Below are 20,930 nucleotides of genomic sequence, written 5' to 3'. Positions count from 1 at the left end.
TAAAAGGCCAATCACCCCTTGATACCTTGCCAGTGATATATGCTAGTTCAGTCGTGAAATCCCAGCAGATCTACACGCTTTGCAATGTGATCCTTGATCCAATGAGAATCCCACCACTCTTTTGGGTCGATCTGGACACCATCAAGTAGCATGCCGAAGTGAATATGGTCGCCTCCAGCCATTCCTGTTTGGCCACTGATGCCCATCACCTGGCCTCGTTTCACCGTGTCGTCTTCATGCACATCGATGCGACTCAGATGGCCATAGAGGGTTTGCAGACCATAACCATGATCGACCACGATGCAGTTGCCATAGATGCCAAGGGGTGCTGCATAGACAACGCGGCCATCATTGGAAGCCTCGACACCGACGTGCTGGGTAACTGCGAGGTCATAACCGAGATGGACCTGCTGGTCGATCTTCTTTCCCTGGTAGATGTAATTCCGCAAATCGGCAAAAGTAGCCTCTGACTGTGCATGAGATTGCCGCGCAAAGGGCTGCGACCATAGGAACTTATCGGTAGTCTTGAGACGGAGATCAAAGAGTGTCTTGTTGTTAGCGCGCCGCATTTCATTGTTAATCCTGACAAAGCGCGCTACTGGATCACCTGAACCGTTTGGATCGAGTTCATTGACCACCTTCTGAATAAAGGCGTCAGTGATCTGCAAATCATGAACAGTGTACTTCGGTTGTTCTTTTTGAGGGAACTGTATGACGAGAGGGCTGGTTACATCATTTCCAGTGCCGTTTGATGCGTAAGCCATCGGAGTGGTATTCGGCGGCATGTTCCAGGCAAATGCGAAGAGTGAAAAGTAGCCGGGCTTGCCATTAGGCATAGGCCACGCGCGAAAGGTCTGATCGCCGATACGGATACCTGCCTCGGTCCAAGTTCCAGAGATGTTTAAGGTGGCAAGATCAGCCATGCCTAGATAAAGATAGTGCTGGTCAGAATCGGCATTGACAACCGGTGGTTTTGTCGCCACCGTAACTTCACGTTCCCAACGCCCAGTCTTTCGGAGCAAGTCATCCGATGTGGCTTCAATGATCAACCTGGCTTTCCCGTCTTTGAGCTGCGGCGTAGATTTGACCCCGGCGGTAAAGTTCCAAGTGCTCTCCGCCAGATGCGAGGGTTGGTTCATCTTCCAGACTAGATAACGAACATTATTCTGTTCGAGGAATGCTTCCAGTCTTCGAATTCCGCGCTGATCGTGTACGTGTATGGTGATCGGAGTCTCCTGTCCCAGGATCGTGACGGGAGTTGGTACGTCAATAACAGGTGTCTTTGAATGCGTAGCGAGAAAAACGGCAGGCAAGAGAACTACAAGAATGAGAACAATAAGAAAGATTTTGCGCACGGGTTATTTTAGCGTCTGATTGACTCATTTAATATCAGAAACTGAATATGGTTGTAAGCCTGTAATGGACTTGTAACTTACCACAGCAATGCCATGGAGGAATGAATGAGTATAGAAGCCGCAGTGGCTGAGTTGAATAAAGAGATCGACCGTATTACCAAAATACGGGATTCACTTCTAGCTGGACTGCCCAATGCTCAACCTGTTGGAACGCGCCCGACTCCTGCTTCTGTGTCAGCCAAATCGGCTAAGAAGCGAGTACTTTCCGCCGCTGCTCGAAAAAGGATCTCCGAAGCCACTAAGAAAAGGTGGGCCGCCATCAGGAAGTCCAAACAACCTGCAAAATAAGTTGGTGGATAGCGGACTTAATTTGGTGTCAGGCATTTTGCTCGTGACTGGCACCATTTCTTTTACCGCGCTAAGATCATCTCCCATGACGCCGCCCTGGTGAAAAGGAAAATGACTTCAGCATCTAAATCTCCTCAATTTGCCGTTCCGGATCTCGGACTAAAGTCAGTTCATTCCAATCGAGTTGCTCCTGTAGGTCCAGATAGGCTTCGGGACCAATCTGATCTTTATTACGAAAATCTTCTAATGCTGTACGCTCTGCCTGGATGGCAGTCAATCCCAGGCCGCGAAGCCGCTCTAGCGGGAAGATATCCGTGCATTCAATGCACAGCTGCAATTTAAGAAGAAGCCGGTACCTCAAATTCTCTGCTTCTGGTCCAGTCTCGTCCGCAATGCTCTCCAGGGCGACGCGAGCCAGGGCAATGCGAGCAGATGCAAGTTCGTCTGCCGCCTCATTCGTCCGATCTAAGCCTAAGAGTCTGACGATGGGAGCCAGCGTGAGCCCCTGAAGCACAAGGGTACCTAGAACAACGGAAAAGGCAGCCAGAACTACCGCGTCACGATGAGGGAACGAAGCTGGCAGGGCAAAAGCGCCAGCCATGGTAACGAAACCCCGCATGCCGCACCAACCAACAAAGAATGCCTGACCAGAAGTCACAGATGAAGGCCTTCGCTTGAAAGCTTTCCACCAGGATTCCAGATGCGTGAAAACAAAAACAGCCATCAGACGAACACATATGACCGCTAAGACTATTAGTCCTGCGAAAACCAGAGATTGGCGCAGGTGAGCTCCCTGCGTCCTCATCAAGATCGATCTTGCCTGCATGCCCATCAGGAGGAATGCGAATACATTCAAGGTAAAAACGACAGAACTCCATACTGCGTAAGACTGAACACGCATCCGCGCGTCGAAGTCGGCTGAATCTGTATTACGTGCAATTGTCATCGCGAAGCCGATCACACAAAGCACGGCAGAGAGGTGGAGATGATCCGCGGTGACCCATAAGAGATACGCGATCACAAATTGAAGGAGATTGCCTCCCAATGTATGTCTTACGAGTCGATTGATGCGGATGACGACATGGGCACATACAATGCCCAGCAGAAGGCCTCCTGGCGGGGCGAAGGCAAGACGTAAACCGACTGGGAGAGTGAGCCCTCCTCGTCCAAGAACAATCAGCGCACCGTTAAACAGGAGCAGGGCGGTGGCATCATTAAAGAGGCTTTCCCCTTTCAACACTGCGCCTGTTCTCCGCGGGAGGCGGAATCTCCTTAATATAGCTGCTGCAGCGGCGGCATCCGGAGGAGCCACAATGGCTCCCAATGCAATACCCGCAGCAAGTGGCAGTCCCAGTTGAACGCGGGCGATCCAGGCGACAACGCCTGCAGTGAGAACAACAGCCACAACAGCGTATGCAATAAGTGGCGCCAGAAAGCGCCGGGTTGCTCCGGGTGGAAAATCGTATGCGGCATCCAGAACAGCAGGGGCGATAAAAAGAGCCAGATAGGTTGAAGGCTCAATCGAGATCGTTGGCGTACCGGGAACGAGTGCGACGACAACACCTGCTCCGGCGAGCATTACAGGATATGGCAATGACAAACGACGTGCCAGTTGCAGGAGAATGATGGCGACGAGTAAAAGCAGAAGAAGGCTTTCGAAGAATGTCATCGAATCGTCTTATATCATCGCTCGAGACCGAAAAGATATTCCGAAAGGCAATCTTTGTATTACCAGGAGCTTCGATGAGGCCAGAAAGTGGCGCCGGAATCTCAGAAGCAAAAAAGCGATCGGGGTTCTTAATGTCTTAAGTCCCTCGTCTAGCTTGCGGGATGCCGGATACCGTAACCTGGAGCAGCCTACTAAGAAATGCCGATTTACCGCTTTCCTTCTCCCGCTACCGGTAGACTTGACTTGCTATCCGAATGGACGCATCATAATGCGGCCACCGCCATGTTGCAGAATACCTAAGGGTATGGTTCTGAAACGTAACCTTCCATACATCCATCTCGATTGCTAACGATGGTACGGGCCATGCTCGACTTTATGTATGGCGTAGGTGGCAATCCTGGAAAATGCCGTGCCTCTGAAGTACTCGTTCCCCGCCTCATGGGATATTGCCGTAATCCGCAAAGCTGCCATGCAATTCGCCAGAGAAATGCAGGGTTAACGCGGAGATAGCGGCGCCATAAGCGGCGTGGATCCTGCAACAGTCTATGCAGCCATTGCATGCCAGCACTCTTGACCCATTCGGCGCAATCGCGGATGTGTCCGGTGTGGTAATCAAAGGCGGCGCCGACACCAAACATCAACTTCGTCTCAAGTTTTGAGAGATGGCGTGCCATGAATACCTCCTGTCTGGGGCAACTAATACCGATCCAAATAATGTCAGGTTTCAACTTGCGGATCTCAGCAGTAAATTGATCTTGCTCGGTACTTAAGAGATCGCGGAAGGGTGGCGTATATGTGCCGATAATCCTCGCCCATGGGAATTGCTCCTTTAGCTTGTCCCGTAGCTCGCCCACGATACCTGGACGTCCACCATAGAGATAGTGGGTAAGATTGGCGAATTCTTTACGGCGGAAAACTTCGCGCATCAGGTCCGGGCCAGTGACGCGCTGCATCGCGGTATGCCCTTGCATGCGTCCAACCCAAACCAGCGGCATACCGTCAGGTACGGTCATTTCTGAACGCGCATAGGCCTGGAATACCTCTTCAGAATGTTGAGCTTCCATCACTCCATGAACACCGGCAACGCAGATATATCCCTTACGTCCGCTGTGCAATACTGCAGAGATATGCTTGAGTGCGCGCTCCATGTCGATAGCATCAACATCGATGCCGAGGACATTGGCTACAGGACGATGGCTGGTTGGCCTCATCAAGGACGCCTTTCTGTTGCAGCTGTCTGGAAAGAAGAGAGCCTGGCATGTTGTATGCCAGAAGCATGCGTCATAAGTCTGCGATAAAGACCGATGTACTGTTCGGCAATGACGCTGGGAGAGAATTGCGGAAGAGAGACTGGTTGTTTAACAAGAGACTGAAGAGCTGTGACAATGGATTCTGCCAGTGTCATCTCAGCATTTCTACCTAACTGCACAAAGTAGCAGTGATCATTACCCACTTCTCGGAATGCTGAAATATCGGAACAGACGACACGGCAGCCTGCCATGAGCCCTTCGGCAACAGGCAGACCAAATCCTTCAGTTCGGGAGGGCGCAACGAGCGCCTCGCATCGCGTGTAGCACCACTGGAGCTCAGGCTCCGACAGCCCTTCGAAAAAATGCACCTTTTGTGCAAGACCGCCGTTGAAAACGAGCTGCCTGATGCGACGGCTCTCCGGACCTTCAATGCCGATGATGACCAGTTGCGTCTTTTCATCAATTTTTTGATTGAGCAGAAGTCGCCGGAAGGCCTGAAGCAGCAAGGGGATATTCTTGTTCCGGCGGTGCTGTGCGACACAAAGAAGAAAAGGCTCTTCACGCCATCCGGGAATGGGGCAGCTCAAATTATTAAAAGCGGGAGCCTCGATGCAGTTGTAGATACGGACTGCCTTACGGCGCACGGCAGGTGACGTGTATTGCTCGAGCCTGTGAATGGTCGTATCGGAAACACAGGCAATCGCATTGACACTGCGTAGGCATTGTTGCAGGATCAAACGGTTGAAAATGATCTGCGGAAATCCAAAATTTCGTGGGATCTCGTAAGGATATAAATCATGCAGGCTCACAATAACTGGACACGATAGCGCGGTTGCATCGACCGGAACCGGATATGAAAGATGCACCAGATCAACACGCAGATCAGTAGCCAGATAAGGCAGTTGCCGGTAATGCCAGAGATTCCGGCCGATCGCGTTCTTATTCATCGTGGCTATGTGAACGTTGAATCGGCTGTCCCGATCGAGCTCAGAGCACTTCATGAGGTGGTATTGCCACGGAGCAACCACCAGGTGTATCTCTGAAATCTCCGATCGCGTAAGAAGGCATCGCACTACGTTAAAAGCATGGCGCTGCACTCCGGACATTTCAGTGGAGAACGCTACAGCAGAAATAAGGACTTTCATAGATCAGGTCCTCCGCTTACCTCATACGGCATTGCGATAGATGAGCTCGGGCCCTGTTCCCGAGTACCGATTCCCAGTTTTCGTAGAAGCGGTATATACGGCAGTAGCGCGAGCGTTCCATAGCTGACGCGGGCAAACGCCAATCCCTCAAGGCCGTGATGGCGCAACAGGTACATCATCAGCAGCAACATGACGACCTTATTAGAAAGGTTGAAGCAGGCCAGCGTTCGAAACATGCCAAACGCCAACAGGGCATAAGTTCCAGTGACGCTCAGTCCGACCAGTGATGTTCCTATCACGACAAAAGGAAGGATGGTGGTCGCTCGGTGCGCTACTGCGGCGCCTGCCCATATCTGGATCAGACGGTCACCAAAGAGGAGCAGTAAGCTTGCGCCACAAAGAACAAGCAGCAGGTTGCAAACGAATGCCTTCAACAATGTCTGCTTCAAACTTGCATCGTCGGCTGTTCCCATGCGCTTGGAGAGGTGAGGGAACAGGAATTGAAGCCCTGAAGCCGTCAGCCCAGAAAGAGGCTGTGAAAACTGCACGCACAGAACATAGGGAGCGACGGCAGACGCCCCAAGAGATATGCCGAGCAGCACGCGGTCCAGATGATTAAAGATGACGCCGCCCAGCGCCTGCAGCCAGCTGAAAATACCAAACCGCAGCAATGCCCGCGTTTCATGAGGTCGGAATGCAGGCCTTATAGGAATCTCTCCGAGAAATTTGCGAAGCTGGCAGAACTGTAGAAATGTGCCAATAGTCAGGAAAACAGCAGTAGCTGTCAGAATGCTTACAGTCCCTCGTCCGGAGAGAGCGAGCAGCGCCGCCGAAGCTAGCGTGAGCACGCGGACTGATGTATTGATTTGCACATTTCCGCGATACTCTTCAAAGGCGCGCTGCGTGCTGACGGTGACGCTCTCGATCGCGCGTACCAGGATCAATACACTCGCGATCCTGAGACAGATGAGGCACTCCCACATTTGTGCTGTGTGATGAAGTGAGATGTGCCCTGCGGCATATGGCGCAGCCAGCCATGCCACGAGCGCGAGCGTGAATCCAAGCACGAGGTTGATGCCCAGCATGCTGCGAACCGTGTGTACCATGGCGCCGGTTTCGCCGCTGCCGCGAAGACGCGCGACGCGCTGAATATTTGCATCGCAGAAGCCTGAGGCGAGAATGCCTCCGATACTGACAACTGCAGTAGCGACAGTCCATATGCCATATTCAGAAGCGCCAAGTTTATGCAATACGATCGGCGCGGCCAACAGCATTCCGAGTGGATAAATTGCATAGTCCAGGATGCCGTAGGCAGCATTTGCCAGATGTTTCTTCATGCTGTACCTCGCCGGAATCTGAAAATGGAATGGACTCGAGTCTGTAGAACGGAAAATATTTCGACTGCAAGTGATTTGCGCGGGTCGTCCATGTTGAGCATTGACCAGCGCTCACGCAGGAGGATCACTACTGACGTGCCTGTCATACAAGTAGCGGTGAGTAAAAGAGCCAGCAACAATCGTGGAGGAAAGGATTTTTTTTCAGGAATGCCTGGAGGATCAATGACGCTGACAATAGGAATGTCCTTTGCTTCGTCAATACGTGCCATTTCGTATTGCTGCGTAAGAAGCTCAAAAACGGTTTCCTGAACCCTGACGCGACGATAAAGATCGGCATAGGGAACTGCGAGTCTTGGAATCTGCCGCAAGGGAGGATAGAGTTCGCCTTTACCGGCCAAATTCGGAGGCTCGTTGTTCTGTTCGTCGGTTTCCAGTTCAAGAGAAGTGGATGAGCCGGCCATTTTATTCAGCTCGTGTTGCAATGACGCAATGCGCGCTTCTGTCTCACGCACACGCACATTGCCATCGCCATAAATCTGGCGCAGCGATTGAAGTCCGGATTGTTCGACGAGCAATTCTCCCTGGAGACGCGCGCCTGCATCAACCATTGCGCGAGTTTGCTCTTTGATGTCAATGGCGTTGCTCTTGCTTGAGAACTCGCTCAACTCAAGCTGCGCATGTTCGAGATCGTTCTTGACAGATTGGAGATGTTGTTCAATAAAGACGCGTTCGCGGTGGGCAGACGACGTGCTGGTCTGTGTGACAAGCCTGTTTAATTCATCGAGATATCCCTGAGCCAGATCACGAGCTCGCACGGGGCTGGTGTCTTCTACTTCAATCGTGATAACGCCGCTTTTTTTGTCGTCCGTAATGGTTGTAAGGTGGGCGAGGCGCTTGGCTGTATCAATCCTGTAGCGCTTGTGATACACATGCTGCAAATTAAATCGGTCAATGAGATGACCACTGACTGTGCCGCTTCGCAGCAGGCTGATAAAGAGTGCAGTTGTGGTGCGGCCACCCAGCAGACTTCCTGCAAGAGCGCCTAATCCTCCAAGCCCTCCTGCGCGCGACGCCAGGGCCGCGAGCATCATTGCCCCGGAGCCGGCCTGTTGATCCGGCGGCATGATGCGTGTTACTGACTTGTATTGCTTCGGAATGACAAATGCGATGCACAGACTTCCAATCAATGAAAACGCCGTCACGCGCGAGAGTATTCTGCGGTGTTTCCAGAGAATTTTGGCGCGGATGGCCCAACTAGGTTGCCCACTCACTGCCGTCTGCGCGACGCGCTCATCGGTAAAAATCGTGGTGTGCATCATTTTCTCGATTACAGGGCCGCCACTGCCGCGGTGATAGCGATCGACGAAGCAAGCTGCGCAGTCGTCAGCAGATTTCGCCAGAGAAGCGATGAGCCAATAATTTTCTGGGGCACCACCACGACATCGCCTGGATCAAGTTTGGTTGCGAGGACATCGCCATCAAAGAACCCTCCGGAGCGATGGCCAATCACCGAACCGTTAGCACGAATGATGAATATCTCCCTCCGGTTTGCAGCCGAATTTGTTCCTCCAGCACGCGAGAGGTACCAGCCTGCGTTTTTGCCTGGTGTAAATGCCAGCGCAGTCGCGTTATAGACCTGTCCTGTCACGAGCACAAAGCCGGGTCGCTTGGGAATTGTCAGTACATCGCCGCGACGCAGTTCAATATCGGCTGGCGTATTGGCCCAGCTGTCAATGTCGGCAGTGATGTGAATCACCATACGCCCAACGGGTGGATGGCTCTTCAGATCTGCCAAAGCCTGTTCTTGCTGTGCCTTGATAAGTTGCAGTGTTGTTGTCGTATCGCTGGCGCCTATGTTGGGAGAAAGCCGTGCTGCGGTGGAGTTTGTTTCTATCTGGCGGATAAGTTCGTCGCGGCTCTTCTGCTCAAGTTCGCGCACCTGCTCGCGGACCAATATTGCCCCGGTGGTATACGCTGTCGGCAGAAAACCACCTGCTCTACGCAGGACAGAGCTAAGGCGTTCGCCTTCCTGAAAGCCATAGCTTCCAGGGAACTTGACCTGGCCCTCAATCGTGATTGACTGGCCAATATCACTCCATCCGGTAATTTGGTAGACCGTGAGGAGATCACCCGGCTTGAGTATGACATCAGCACTAACATCTTTTTTGTCGACAGCAACACCAATGCGCACACTGGACAGGCTCGCTGCTATCCGGTTACCGTTAATGACTTCATAACTAGTAATGTCGGCATTTTCCAGTAGTGCATCGCGCTTGAAGCCGCCAGCTGCTCGCACAAGTTGCGCTGCCGTCATGCCCTTTGAAAGTGGATAAGTACCCGGCCGCAGCACCTCGCCGCGAATCGTAACCTTCGGAGCGTCGGCTTCATATCGGCCAAAGATGCGAATGGTGTCGAAAGGTTGAAGGTCGACATTTGTATTTCCAATGAGCAGGTCAGGAACGTTGAAGTTGATTGTTTCTGCATGGAGGTCGGGTGCAATGAGGCGGATAATCTCGCCACGAGCAGCGGGTTCAGGCAGCAGGTCCTGATAACTGCGAAGCACGTCGCTAAGATGCATTCCGTCCGTGTAAGGCAGACGGCCTGGACGCACAACATGGCCTGTGAGGTAGATGGCGCGCTGGCTGTAGGGCAGTACTGGCAGCACGTGGATGCGGTCTCCATCCTGCACTTGAAATTTCGAAACGGCGGCGCGCTCTGCTTCCAGGCCTTGATTGCCTGTCATGTCAAGCGTTACTGTCTCGCGTTGACGGTTGGCGTCGATACGTTCAATGGTGATGTGGCTAAGTGAAGCTGCAGGGGTAAAACCGCCGGCATCGCTGATCATCTTATTTAGCGTTGTTCCACCAGCTTTAAGCTCATAAATGGCCGGACGTTTGACCGCTCCGAAAACAGCAACCTGTGGGCCTGCGGGAGGTACTAGCAAAGTATCGCCGCTTTCGAAGCGTGCACTTCCGTTACGTATTCCATGAAGCAGGAAATCGTAGAGGTCGATTTCTTCGACCAGCTGCTGGCCACGATAGTGGCGTAGCATTCGCAGCGAGCCAACTGCCGTAGGGCCACCAGAGGCATAAAGCGCACTTACCGGAGTTGCAAGTGCGCTGATGTCATACCCACCCGGACGCTGGACGTCTCCGACGACATAAACACGTACTGAATGCAGGCGCGAAACCGTGACGGAAACCTGGGCATTGCGGAACTGTTGCTTGAGTGCCGTATTGACCAGGTTTTGCACGCGTTCGAGTGAGAGCCCAGCAACCTGGAGTGAACCTGCTTCGGGTAGAAACACGCGGCCTTCACGATCAATGATGCGAGTAAAGCTTTGAGTAATGCCACCCCACAGGCTGATTGTGAGTGAGTCTCCGGGGCCAACAACATAGTCCGGTCCTAACGCTACATCAAGCGAATTGCCACGGTCTGCTGTGCCAAGCATAGCGGCCGAGCGATTATGATTTTCAAAAACATCAGAACCAAATCGTTTTAAAGTCATCATGCGATCCGTGACCTGCGTGTAAAGATCTCGCATCGATTGCAGGTTGTAGGGAGTCACTTGCCTAAGTACTTTTGGCGGATCGGTTGATGCATTCACTTGCTCATTGCCGCGCTGTTTCTCTCCAGGAGTTTTACCAGTGAGGGTATCCGTCATCTGACGGTTTGCTGGATGAGCAAGACCATTCTCATCGGCCATCGTTTGCCCAGTATGTAAGTCGCCGTTTGCGGTGAGTCCTTCCGCATCCATTTCTGCTGTTTGCGACAACGCGTGCTGATCGGAAGACAAGGCATCGTTTGTGCTGTCACTCCCGATGCCTAAACGTGCAGTCTGGAGATCTTCATCGGTTACATATCCGCGTGATCGCAGAAAGGTTGTGATGTTGGCACGCAGGCTGGCGTTTGATGCTATCTGGTCATAAAGCATCTGGTCAGAAATGTCGTTAGCGCTGATTTCAGTCCCTTGCTCTCGAAGACGATCTGCGACTTGCGATTTCAGCTCCACCATAAGATCAGGGTTCCGCTGCAGGATCTGAATAATCTGGTCTGCGGAAAGAGCGACCGAATGCATCGGGGGATTGTCATTAGATGCATTGGAGCCATGATTGTTCAGGCTTGTGTCGTTGCTTGTCGATGTTTGAATTGCCGTGTTGGAATCATTTCCCGAGGGCTGTGTCTGAGAAGAGGAGGGAGATTCCTGCGCTTTAGCGTTTGGCGATAAGAAGATAAGTGCGAGCAAGCAGCAAATTGTTGCCAAGACCGTAAGCGAATAGAAATTTCGCTTGTAAACATTGTTGACCACATCGAATGACGCATATAGTTGCTGCATGGTTCGCTTTGTCCCTTGTTTATGAACCTAAAAAACTAGTGCGCGAAGCGTGTCATAGATTCGTCAGCGAATTGTCATTCCCTTGTTGGAGTTGCAGAGACTGCTGCAAATCAGATCGTTTTTCTATACAAGTGAGTCATGGAGAGACAAAGAACCCGAATCTTCCAGCGCAGCTTTATATTTTCTCCAGCGAAATGTCTCCAACAGGTAACAGAGCCCCTCTTTGGTATGAAAGCGCAGGCGAAAAAAAATAAAACATATCTGTCCGTAATAGCGGCCAATGCGTTCAGATAGACTTTCCCGCGCAGACGCTTTCACTATCGCAGGTGGCAGGCTAGTCGGAAGCAGTGCTCGTAAACGTGACCGCTTCGTAGGAATTCCTGTTGATTCAAGTTCCTTTTGCAGCAACAAATGGAGCTTGTTGCCAGGAAAATTCGCAAAGATCACACGGGCTCCGTACAGCTCCACCCAGAGCCGGACAAACGATGGAAGAGTATCGACGGTCCAACTGGTAAGCTCTTTAGGTGCGAAATCACCTGTCAGGTGGGTGATCAATGATGTGACTACGCCGAGTGCAAATGACGCTCGCCGATTCTCTGCCGTAGCCTGTTCCAGCTCCGTCCAGAAGTCAGCTTCATCAGATCGGGCAAGCACGTGACGGCGGAATTCGATAAGGTGAGCTGCGCGAACGAAATCGCTGCTCACATGCTTAAACAAATGCATTGCCTGACCTAGAAGTAAATCGACAGGAGCGAACACCGGCATATGGATGCCATGAATCGTGCGCCTTTCTGTGCGAATGAGTTGTGAAGTGTGGCGTGGGCCATTATCCTCAATATGTAATTCCACACACCGGTAAGGTGTGGGTTTGTACATGTTCTTAAGTGAGGCGGTGGGCCACCCACTAATCTTAAACTCCCAGCTTTTACCGCTTGCGGCGTGCAGATGATACCCTCTGTTTTCGAGGATCCGCCGTGCCTCTGTCATGTCTTTTTCAGCTACAAGAAAATCCAGGTCTAGCTGTGAGCGAAGCTCTAGTTTCAGCAAGGATGATGGCCAGAGCGAAAACCCTTTCAGTGTTGCGTAAAAGATGCCAGCAGCCTGAAATGCCTGATGGATCGCAGCCGATTCTTCTATCATGCCGTGCATTCGTTCGGAATTATCAATCAGATTTTGCTGTAAACGAACCAGCATGGTTGGCGGAAGCATACTGTGCAGCTTTAACTCGGAGATTCGATCAAGGAAATAAAGAGCCAGGCCGCTGACATCCAGCCAATGCAACAATCTCTGCCACTCCCTGTGTGAAAGCATTGCCAACCGTATGCATCGTTCCGGTAATGGATCGCAAAAGAGTAGCAGGGCGGCTTCACGAGCGCACCTCTCTTTGTTGTAGGTCGTACGAACGGCACTGATATCCAGTCTGTACATAAAGTCAGGCGCCAACTCCGTTGCATGTGTGTCATCTACTGGTCGCGCAGTTTTTATTCTTATGACAATACGCACTCTCCATGGACGAGTTGTCAGACCATAGTTAGGGGATTGTCATTGCATTGTTGTGTATTCGACGTGAGAGTGGAACAGCTAGGAGCCCAAGAAGCGACGCCGAACTACACTACTGGCCGAATCGCCGGGTGTGCCAGCTATATCACATCCTGTGCTGCATTCACGTCATGCAAAGTTTGCATGGTACCTGCAAACTATTGGCACGCGACAAAATGATGACAATTGACTAACTATCATATGACAACTGGCATTGTTGTAAGCCTGTAAGGTGGGTAGGACTATGACCTTCCATCGCATCGACAAAAACCAAGAGATATCCACGCACTGAAATCGGCAAAAATATGTCTTCAAGTACTCGCGATTTCGAGGTTAGTTATTTCGTCACGCAATCCGGATTTGAGCTGCCTGTCATTGTGGGTTTTTTCTTCTCTTTTCGAACCTTCATCATGCTTCTCTCTGTGCGTATTCTTGGAACAGAGCCACAGACCGGCATTGAGATGAGTCTTGTTCTGAATATCCTACTTCTGGTTGTTGTTGCATGTTTTTATTTGGGAGAAGTCAGCTGTCCATTGAAGCAGATGCTGCGGTTGCCACCGGTCCGTTGGGCGTTCATTTTTCTTGGTTTCACAGCCTGCAGTCTCCTTTGGAGCAGCACAGCATCGCTCTCTGCGGCGGTTTCTTTTTGGTGTGCGATGGCTGCCGACATTGCGATCGTCGTATTGTTGCTTCGCGCAGGTTCAGTCAAGGAAACTGCAGCTTCCATCATGAAAGGTTACGTGTGGGGCGCATGCGCAGTTGCGATCATCGCTTGGTTGCTGCCTGCACAATCCGACCTGCGTCTGGGGGATGAAGAACTTTTAGGACCGAACCAGATCGGCTATCTCTGCGCATTTGCCATTTACTTTGCACAATATCTCATGCGCGAGAAAGCGGAAAAGTGGGGTGCGGCGGTGCTTCTGTTAGCAGTCACATTGCTTCGCAGTCTCAGCAAAACTTCGATCATCGCATTTCTCATTGGCGAATCCTTTCTACTTATGCGTGACAGGACTATGAGTCGCAAAGCGAAGGTTGTCCTGGCTCTGGCGGCGATTCTGATTGTCGGTATCTTCTGGGGTCTGCTCTCATCCTATTATGAGGTTTATACCAATGCAGGTAACCAGTCTGAAACCCTGACTGGTCGCCTCGGCATATGGGCCTATATCTTGTCAGAAGCTATCGAGCAGCCATGGTTCGGTCACGGCTTTCACTCTGTTTGGAAAGTGATTCCGCCATTTGGGCCGGATCAGTTTGAAGCACGCCATGCCCATAATGAGCTACTGCAACAATTCTATGCCTATGGCGTAAGTGGAGTCATTATGTTCATAGGCATTTACGGCAGTATCTATCTTCAAATCCGTAAGCTTGCTTCGAGCCCCCAGAAAGCATTTTTTTTCAGTTTCCTAACCTTTATTCTTATACGCGGATTGGCTGATACTGAGCCGTTTGATCTGTCTCTTCCATTGTGGGGGGTTATTATGATCAGTGTATTGATAGCAATTGTTGATCCTCCTCGCATACCCGCACAAGCTTCGCTGCCAAGGATATAAGCTTTCTTCTGCGCAATACTCGGTTTGCTTGATGTGCTTGACGCAGTCGCTCAACGAGCATAAAGCTTCATAAGCCAGAAATGGTTACAAGCCCTAGTGTGGAGACAACGATTCCGAGAGATCTGCTCTGTATCGTTTACTCATTCTAATAAAATCTTGCTTTTAGGCGCTCTGGACTATGTTTCTCTGCGTCTGATTTTGTGTGACCCAAAATGCTGAGGTCAGCATTCAAATTAGACTGCAACTGCCTTTTGAGTCTGAATCCCTGGTGAAAATACGCTCGTATTTTCAGGTATAGAAATGGTAAAAGTAGTGCCAATCCCTATGGCTGAAGCCACCTGAATTGTCGAATTATGAGATTCGATAATCCATTTTGCAATCGACAACCCTAGTCCGCTTCCATCTTCCTGACTACGCGATTTATCTACTCTATAAAAGCGATCAAATATCATCGACAGCGAGTCAGGTGGAATTCCAATACCCGTATCACTGACCTTAAGCTCAAATTGATTTCCTGCTTTCTCCAGGCTGACTAGGATAGTTCCGCTTTCGTGCGTGTACTTGATTGCATTATCGAGCAGGATATTGAGCATGCGGCGGAGTAGAGAAACGTCGCCTCGTATCCATGCGTTACTGCAAAGACGGGAATTGAGTATTTGATGCTTGGTCTCTGCCTTTGCACGTATGTGATCGCAAGCTTCAAAAGTGATTGCCTCAAGATTGACCGGTTCCCATTCAATGTTTCTCTGCACGATGTCCGCTCGAGATGCGGCGAGAAGATCATCCAGAAGCCGCGAAGTTGTATGGCACTCGTCGGCAATAGTATTCAGGGCTTCGCGATAATCTTTTTCAGCTCGGTTTCTTCTGAGAGCGAATTCCGCAGTCGTAAGCATGACCGTAACGGTGGTGCGCAGATCATGAGAGATATCGCTCGTAAACTGCGTGAGGCGATTCACCGCGATTTCCAGACGGGCCAGAAGATCATTCCATGTCTCGGCCAGCAACTGAAGTTCATCTCCAGTATTTGGAACCGGCAGACGATGTTTTAGATCCTGAATACCAATGGTGCGCGCCTCGTTAGTAATGCGGTGTACAGGCTTCAGCGCACGATGACTCAAAATGAAACCCCCAGCTACGGATGCAAGCAGCAGCAGTGGACAGGAGATAAGATAAGAGTTTCTAATTTTTCGCAGTAGGTCGAAATGTTCATCAGTTGTACCAGCGATCGAAAGCCGCACCTGCTGTCCATCCAGCATGACTACATGGTTGAGCGTTCGAATGACATGGGGCCCTTTTTTAACCATGTCATAGCAGGGTTGAATGCAATCGCTGCCCGGCCAGGAAACTTTGTAAATGTCAGGGGCGGGAGAAGAATAAATAAGTTTTCCGTTCAGGTCATAGACCTGAACCGTATCTGTTTCAGCGATGGCAATGCTTAGTTGGCGCAACTTTTCGATAAGACTGAGGGATGTGTCATGCTTTGGCCATTTATTGATGAAAGCGACAATGCGCTCCTCGCGCCTTATCATGGTTTGCTGCCTGGAACTGGAGAGCATACGTCCGAGGTACCAGTAGGAAAAGAAACCCAGACACACCATCGAAGTAAGCGTAAGAAAGATATATAGCAGCGTCATACGGACGCGCAAAGACCGGATAGAAAATTTCATTCAGAATGTTCCAGTAAATATCCAAGAGATCGTATGGTCCGGATCACACTTGGCTTGTCCGTCCGGTTGATCTTCTGCCGCAGGCTATGCATGTAGAAGTCGAGAGTATTGTCCCGTACGTCGGCATCATATCCCCACCCTGCATTAATGATCTGTTCGCGTGTCACTAGTTGGTTGACGCGCCGCATCAGCAACTCCAGGATTACATACTCTTTTTTGGTGAGCTCAATCTGTTCTTCTCCGTGAAAAGCGGTTCGGCTGCTCCGGTTGATAGCCAGATCGCCCACAGCCAGGCGAGGTAGTTGTGGGATATGCCCGCGCCGTCCTACTGCGCGCACGCGCGCGAGGAAAACCTCCAATTGAAAGGGCTTGGTGAGGTAATCATCCGCGCCGAGATCAAGTCCATGGACGACATCCATCATGGAGTCCTTCGCCGTAAGCATGAGGATCGGAACAGAACGTTTTCCCGTACGGGCATGTTTCAGAATGCTGAAACCGTCGAGCCCGGGCAGCATTACATCGAGCACAACCACATCGAAATCCCCGCTTGCTACAAGGTCGCGGCCTTCGTCGCCGCGATAAGACAGTTCAACCTGATGCCCATCTTCAAGCAGGCCCATGCGCAGGATATTTGCAATACGTTTGTCGTCTTCGATTACAAGAACATTCATAGAGGGTTATCTGAACTCCAGAATATGAAAATTTCGCTGAAGAATTGTGAATCTTGCATGACAAGTCTGGTTTTCTAAGGCTCAACTAAGGTTCATTCGTTTGACTGGTTCTACCGCCACCGCTATCACAGATGATCAGAGCCCAGCTTTTATTGCACTGAAGTGGAGCAGCCATCAGTTGTATGCAGAGCGGGATTTTTAGCAGAAATGGAACCTTACGTTACATCGACAAAGCGTCACTCAGGCTTCGCGCAGATTCTGAGGAATGGCCGCAAAGCTTCGCTCTATGTTCCGGAAGTAAAGCAACTCTATATTATTCACCCCAAGACTCAGATCGATGATGCAGCACTGTTGATCTTCAAAAGCACCTCTAATCCGGCGTTTCTATAGCCGTCTTGACTCCAGAAGGGAATTCCGAAGTGTCCAAACATATCGTAAGAACTGTTCTCGCGTGCTCGCTGTTCCTTAACTTTGCGCCTTGCATAGTGCAGGCACAGAAGGCAAAAGCTCCGGCTCAGGATCCATCCACCTATATGCATGTGAATGCTCCCTTTGCTCAGGATCTTGTCGACAAGGTCAAGGCGCACCATGACGACATTGTCAAACTGGGAATTCATGCCGTGCCTCCGGGGGAAACTGACAACGTCATCATCGCCAACATCACCCGTTCCAAGAATGGAAAGAAGTCATCTGCGAAAGACTTGGAAAAGCTGGCGACAGGCAAGCCGACGGCGGTTCGCGTCGAGAAAGACCAGATTTTTGACTTGCTAATTCCCATGACGGATGCGCATGGAGGAGACCTGGGCGGAGGTTTTGTAGTTATGGAAGTTCCGTTCTCGAAGGCAAGCAATGAAGAGCAGGCACTGAAGATTGGCGTTGCAATTCGCGATGAGTTGCAGGCTCAGATTTCGAGCAAAGCTGCTCTGTACCAGCCCTGATAACTGTTGGTTCAGACCGGAAAGAGGGATTGTCATGAAGAGGCTATTTTTGTTTCTCCTGCTTTCTGCGTTGCCTGTGCTTGCCCAAACTGATCGCGGCACAATCACGGGCACGGTTACCGATCCGTCAGGAAAAAGAGTGGTTGGGGCGAATGTCACGGTCAGGTCCACTGCAACGGGACTTGAGCGATTGAGTAAAACCAACGACGCTGGGGTATATACGGTAACTTCACTTTCAACCGGAGGATACCAGGTCACGATCGAAGCGGCGGGTTTTACGCCGTTTCGTTTCGATGACGTTGTCCTAGACGTAGGCCAGATTCGCACCATGGATGCAGCGTTATCAGTTGCAGGAGGCAATGTTCAGGTTGAAGTTGCCGATGCGGGGCTATCGAAATCCTCAGTAGAAATTGGTGGCGTTGTCCATGGCAAGCAGGCGCAGGATCTGCCGCTTAATGGACGAAGTTTTGTAGGACTGGTTTCGTTAGTGCCAGGGGCAATTGATTCAGGGACGGGAACACAGCAGGATGTTCGATTTGCTGGATTATCCGATGAAGACAACAACTGGCATCTCGATGGTGTCGACAATTCCGGAGTCAACCACCAGTACCAGAAGGTTGATCTACACCTGCAGGTATCCACCGAGGCCATTGCTGAATTTCGAGCGAATGGTGTTGCATACAGCGCGGATCAGGGAGGCACTGTCGGCGGCCAGATCGAAGTTGTGTCCAAGACCGGCGGCGATATGTATCATGGCGCAGCTTGGGAATTTCTTCGCAATAACGTATTCGATGCGGCTCCATGGAACTTCCAGGGGGCACCTCCAGCGCTTCGTCTGAATAACTTCGGCGCTAACATTGGAGGTCCCATCATTAAGAAGAAGCTATTCTTCTTTGCTAACTATGAAGCACTCAGGCAGAACCTGAATACGGCTCTCAGCGGGCAAGTTCCCAGCTTGGCTTTTCGTGCGCTGGTTGCCCAACAGCAGCCAGTTCTGATTCCGCTCATAAATGCATATCCTGTTGGTCAGGTGCCAATCGATAACATCAGCGCCAGATGGTTTGGAAGCGGGCCGGATGTTACGCATGAGGATTCGGGCCTTATACGCGCGGACTACCATATCAACGACCGTATGAGCACATTTGTCCGTTTCAATACAGATCACTATACGGAGACCTCTCCTGACAACTTCAATCCATCGACGGCCTTCAACAATCTCAATACGCCCAACGCGACGATTGGTGTGCAGAATGTTTTTTCTCCAACATTCTTTAACGATGCGAGGTATGGTTTTAACCGGGCCGAATTTTCTCAGGGGCAAAATACTCCATTCCCGTTTGCATTGCAGATCGCACCATTTGGCACCATCGATTCTCCTAGTGGGTCCATTAGAAACGATAACTCCTTCACCGGTATGGATGACGCGACTTTCTTGCGCGGCAAACACACAATCAAGGCAGGCATTACAGTTCGCCGCGTGCAGGAGAACAAAGCTTCGCCAAATACTCCAGATGAGACCATTGAATACAACAGTACAGATACATTTCTTCAGAACCTAATTGACTCGGATAGTTATGCGGGCGCTGTGCCTGTAACCGGCCAGCGGTTGACCGAATATTTCGGGTATGTCATGGATCAGTTCAAGCTTGGCTCCACGCTCAATCTTAATCTTGGACTGCGTTATGAAAATTTCGGTGTTGACCATGAAGTTCTAGGCCGTGGTATTAATGCCGATCCTATCAATTGTCCGGGTGTGATTTGCTCTTCATCTACGCCGTGGTATTACCAAAGCAATCTTTTATTTTCTCCTCGCATCGGCATCATCTGGGCTCCTGCTGTCTTTAATGGGAGGTTGGCAGTGCGATCCGGATTCGGAATCTATGACGGCTTCGGTCAGTTCGGCGGCCTTGGCCAGCCCATTGGCAACCTTGCTACGAAATACACATTGAACCAGACGCAAGCGCCTGGCTTCGGCTACCCGGTTCCTCCAGACTTGGGTGTTGCAACACACAGCAATTCACCGGCAGCTGCTTCCATCCACCGTAAAATCACCTCGATTTATGAATGGACACTTTCCGTTCAGCAGGAAATTGTGAAGCAGACGATTTTCCAGGCTGCATATTTTGGAACACGTGGAACACATATTTTCTCAAGCATCACTTTGAACGGCATTGATCCAAATACAGGAAAGCGCCCGTATGCCGGGTTTTCTACCATGGGCTACCAGAACAGTTCCAATGACGCGTATACGCATGCTCTGCAAACCAGCATCCAGCGGAGCTTCTCGACGGGATGGATGCTATCTGCGAACTATCAGTGGTCGCACTCGATCAATGATGGTGGAATTGGCGGCGGCGAAGCAGATACGCCGCAGAACTCAAACTGCATTTCTTGCGAACGTGGACCCAGCGACCAGGATATGCGCTCCTATTTTACAGCCAGTACCATCTATCAGCTTCCATTTGGCCGCGGGCGCACATTCATGGGCAACGCCTCTCGCATTGCGGATCTCTTTATTGGCGGTTGGCAGCTGAGTGGCATTGCTTCTGCACGCAGTGGTCTACCACTCAATGTCACCATGAGCCGTCCGGCGAGTGCGCTTCCCGACCAGATCAATAAAGGGCAACGTCCTGACCGGATACCTCACATACCACTCTATGCCGACCACAAAACACCGGAAAACTGGCTCAACCCGGCAGCGTTTACGACACCGGCATCGGGAACGTGGGGAAACCTAGGACGCAATGCAGTGCGTGCTCCAGGTGTCTGGCAGATTGACCCCGCCCTTAGCAAGCGCTTTGCAATCACAGAGCGCGTAGGCGTGAATTTTCGTGCTGAAGCATTCAACATTCTGAACCGGGCGCAATATGGACAGCCTGGAACCAGCTGGGCGCCACCTACAGGAACGCCGGGCGCTCCCGATTACTCTCCAAACCCCAATAGCTATGGTGTGATCACCGAATCATACAGTACGAACGCCACTGGCACTGGAACTCCACGAGAGCTGCAGTTCAGCCTGAAGGTGGATTTCTGATCCAGTTCAATACCGGGCTGCATCATCGATTCTCATGCAGCGCGGTATTGAATGTCTTGCGTGAAGCGAGATCGCAGAAAAGGTATTTAAA

Annotated in this window: 15 protein-coding genes; 5 read left to right on the top strand and 10 right to left on the bottom strand. The window is 51.0% G+C overall.

Annotation, left to right across the window (positions count from 1 at the left end; all coding sequences use genetic code 11):
* Positions 1–47 precede the first annotated feature (47 nt).
* The gene (locus AC5S16_RS18405) at positions 48–1,355 is read right to left on the bottom strand and encodes a M23 family metallopeptidase (protein ID WP_493931570.1); all 1,308 of its coding nucleotides are present in this window, start codon (positions 1,353–1,355) and stop codon (positions 48–50) included.
* 105 nt (positions 1,356–1,460) lie between these two features.
* Here AC5S16_RS18405 and AC5S16_RS18400 point away from each other — a divergent pair, with 105 nt between their 5' ends.
* Positions 1,461–1,703: a hypothetical protein gene (locus AC5S16_RS18400; RefSeq protein WP_493931569.1), complete on the top strand. Its 243-nt coding sequence runs from the start codon at positions 1,461–1,463 to the stop codon at positions 1,701–1,703.
* A gap of 124 nt (positions 1,704–1,827) precedes the next feature.
* Here AC5S16_RS18400 and AC5S16_RS18395 read toward each other — a convergent pair whose 3' ends face one another.
* From AC5S16_RS18395 to AC5S16_RS18365, 7 genes are all read right to left on the bottom strand, one after another.
* On the bottom strand, positions 1,828–3,372 hold the full coding sequence (locus tag AC5S16_RS18395) for a cation:proton antiporter (protein ID WP_493931568.1): 1,545 nt from the start codon (positions 3,370–3,372) through the stop codon (positions 1,828–1,830).
* A gap of 296 nt (positions 3,373–3,668) precedes the next feature.
* Positions 3,669–4,583, bottom strand: a complete 915-nt coding sequence (locus AC5S16_RS18390) for a WecB/TagA/CpsF family glycosyltransferase (protein ID WP_493931567.1) — start codon at positions 4,581–4,583, stop codon at positions 3,669–3,671.
* A complete protein-coding gene (locus AC5S16_RS18385) occupies positions 4,583–5,728 on the bottom strand; it encodes a glycosyltransferase family 4 protein (RefSeq protein ID WP_493931782.1) in 1,146 nt (381 codons plus the stop codon). Before AC5S16_RS18385 ends, AC5S16_RS18390 begins: the two co-directional genes overlap by 1 nt.
* A 35-nt stretch (positions 5,729–5,763) precedes the next feature.
* Positions 5,764–7,104: a lipopolysaccharide biosynthesis protein gene (locus tag AC5S16_RS18380; protein ID WP_493931566.1), complete on the bottom strand. Its 1,341-nt coding sequence runs from the start codon at positions 7,102–7,104 to the stop codon at positions 5,764–5,766.
* Positions 7,101–8,423, bottom strand: a complete 1,323-nt coding sequence (locus AC5S16_RS18375) for a GumC family protein (RefSeq protein ID WP_493931565.1) — start codon at positions 8,421–8,423, stop codon at positions 7,101–7,103. The genes AC5S16_RS18380 and AC5S16_RS18375 overlap by 4 nt, the downstream gene beginning before the upstream one ends.
* A gap of 8 nt (positions 8,424–8,431) precedes the next feature.
* Positions 8,432–11,182, bottom strand: a complete 2,751-nt coding sequence (locus AC5S16_RS18370) for an SLBB domain-containing protein (RefSeq protein WP_493931564.1) — start codon at positions 11,180–11,182, stop codon at positions 8,432–8,434.
* 381 nt (positions 11,183–11,563) lie between these two features.
* Positions 11,564–12,868, bottom strand: coding sequence for a nucleotidyltransferase family protein (locus AC5S16_RS18365; protein WP_493931563.1), 1,305 nt, complete (start codon positions 12,866–12,868; stop codon positions 11,564–11,566).
* A 416-nt stretch (positions 12,869–13,284) separates the two neighbouring features.
* Between AC5S16_RS18365 and AC5S16_RS18360 the strand changes: the two genes are divergently transcribed.
* Positions 13,285–14,529: an O-antigen ligase family protein gene (locus AC5S16_RS18360; protein WP_493931562.1), complete on the top strand. Its 1,245-nt coding sequence runs from the start codon at positions 13,285–13,287 to the stop codon at positions 14,527–14,529.
* A gap of 233 nt (positions 14,530–14,762) precedes the next feature.
* Here the strand turns inward: AC5S16_RS18360 and AC5S16_RS18355 are convergent, their stop codons facing one another.
* A complete protein-coding gene (locus AC5S16_RS18355; protein ID WP_493931561.1) occupies positions 14,763–16,196 on the bottom strand; it encodes an ATP-binding protein in 1,434 nt (477 codons plus the stop codon).
* Complete coding sequence (locus AC5S16_RS18350; RefSeq protein ID WP_493931560.1) at positions 16,193–16,867, bottom strand: response regulator transcription factor; 675 nt, start codon at positions 16,865–16,867, stop codon at positions 16,193–16,195. The genes AC5S16_RS18355 and AC5S16_RS18350 overlap by 4 nt, the downstream gene beginning before the upstream one ends.
* Before the next feature lie 207 nt (positions 16,868–17,074).
* Between AC5S16_RS18350 and AC5S16_RS18345 the strand changes: the two genes are divergently transcribed.
* The 3 genes from AC5S16_RS18345 to AC5S16_RS18335 are packed head-to-tail and all read left to right on the top strand — an operon-like array spanning position 17,075 to position 20,839.
* A complete protein-coding gene (locus AC5S16_RS18345) occupies positions 17,075–17,257 on the top strand; it encodes a hypothetical protein (protein WP_493931559.1) in 183 nt (60 codons plus the stop codon).
* Positions 17,258–17,286: 29 nt separating this feature from the next.
* Entirely contained in the window at positions 17,287–17,805 is a 519-nt protein-coding gene (locus AC5S16_RS18340) for a hypothetical protein (RefSeq protein WP_493931558.1), read from the top strand.
* 34 nt (positions 17,806–17,839) lie between these two features.
* The gene (locus tag AC5S16_RS18335; protein ID WP_493931557.1) at positions 17,840–20,839 is read left to right on the top strand and encodes a TonB-dependent receptor; all 3,000 of its coding nucleotides are present in this window, start codon (positions 17,840–17,842) and stop codon (positions 20,837–20,839) included.
* Positions 20,840–20,930: the final 91 nt, after the last annotated feature.

This window comes from Acidobacterium sp. FHG110202_01 (assembly GCF_059115305.1).
The sequence above is the reverse complement of the archived record's forward strand: the minus strand, read 5'-3'. Positions and strand labels throughout refer to the sequence as shown.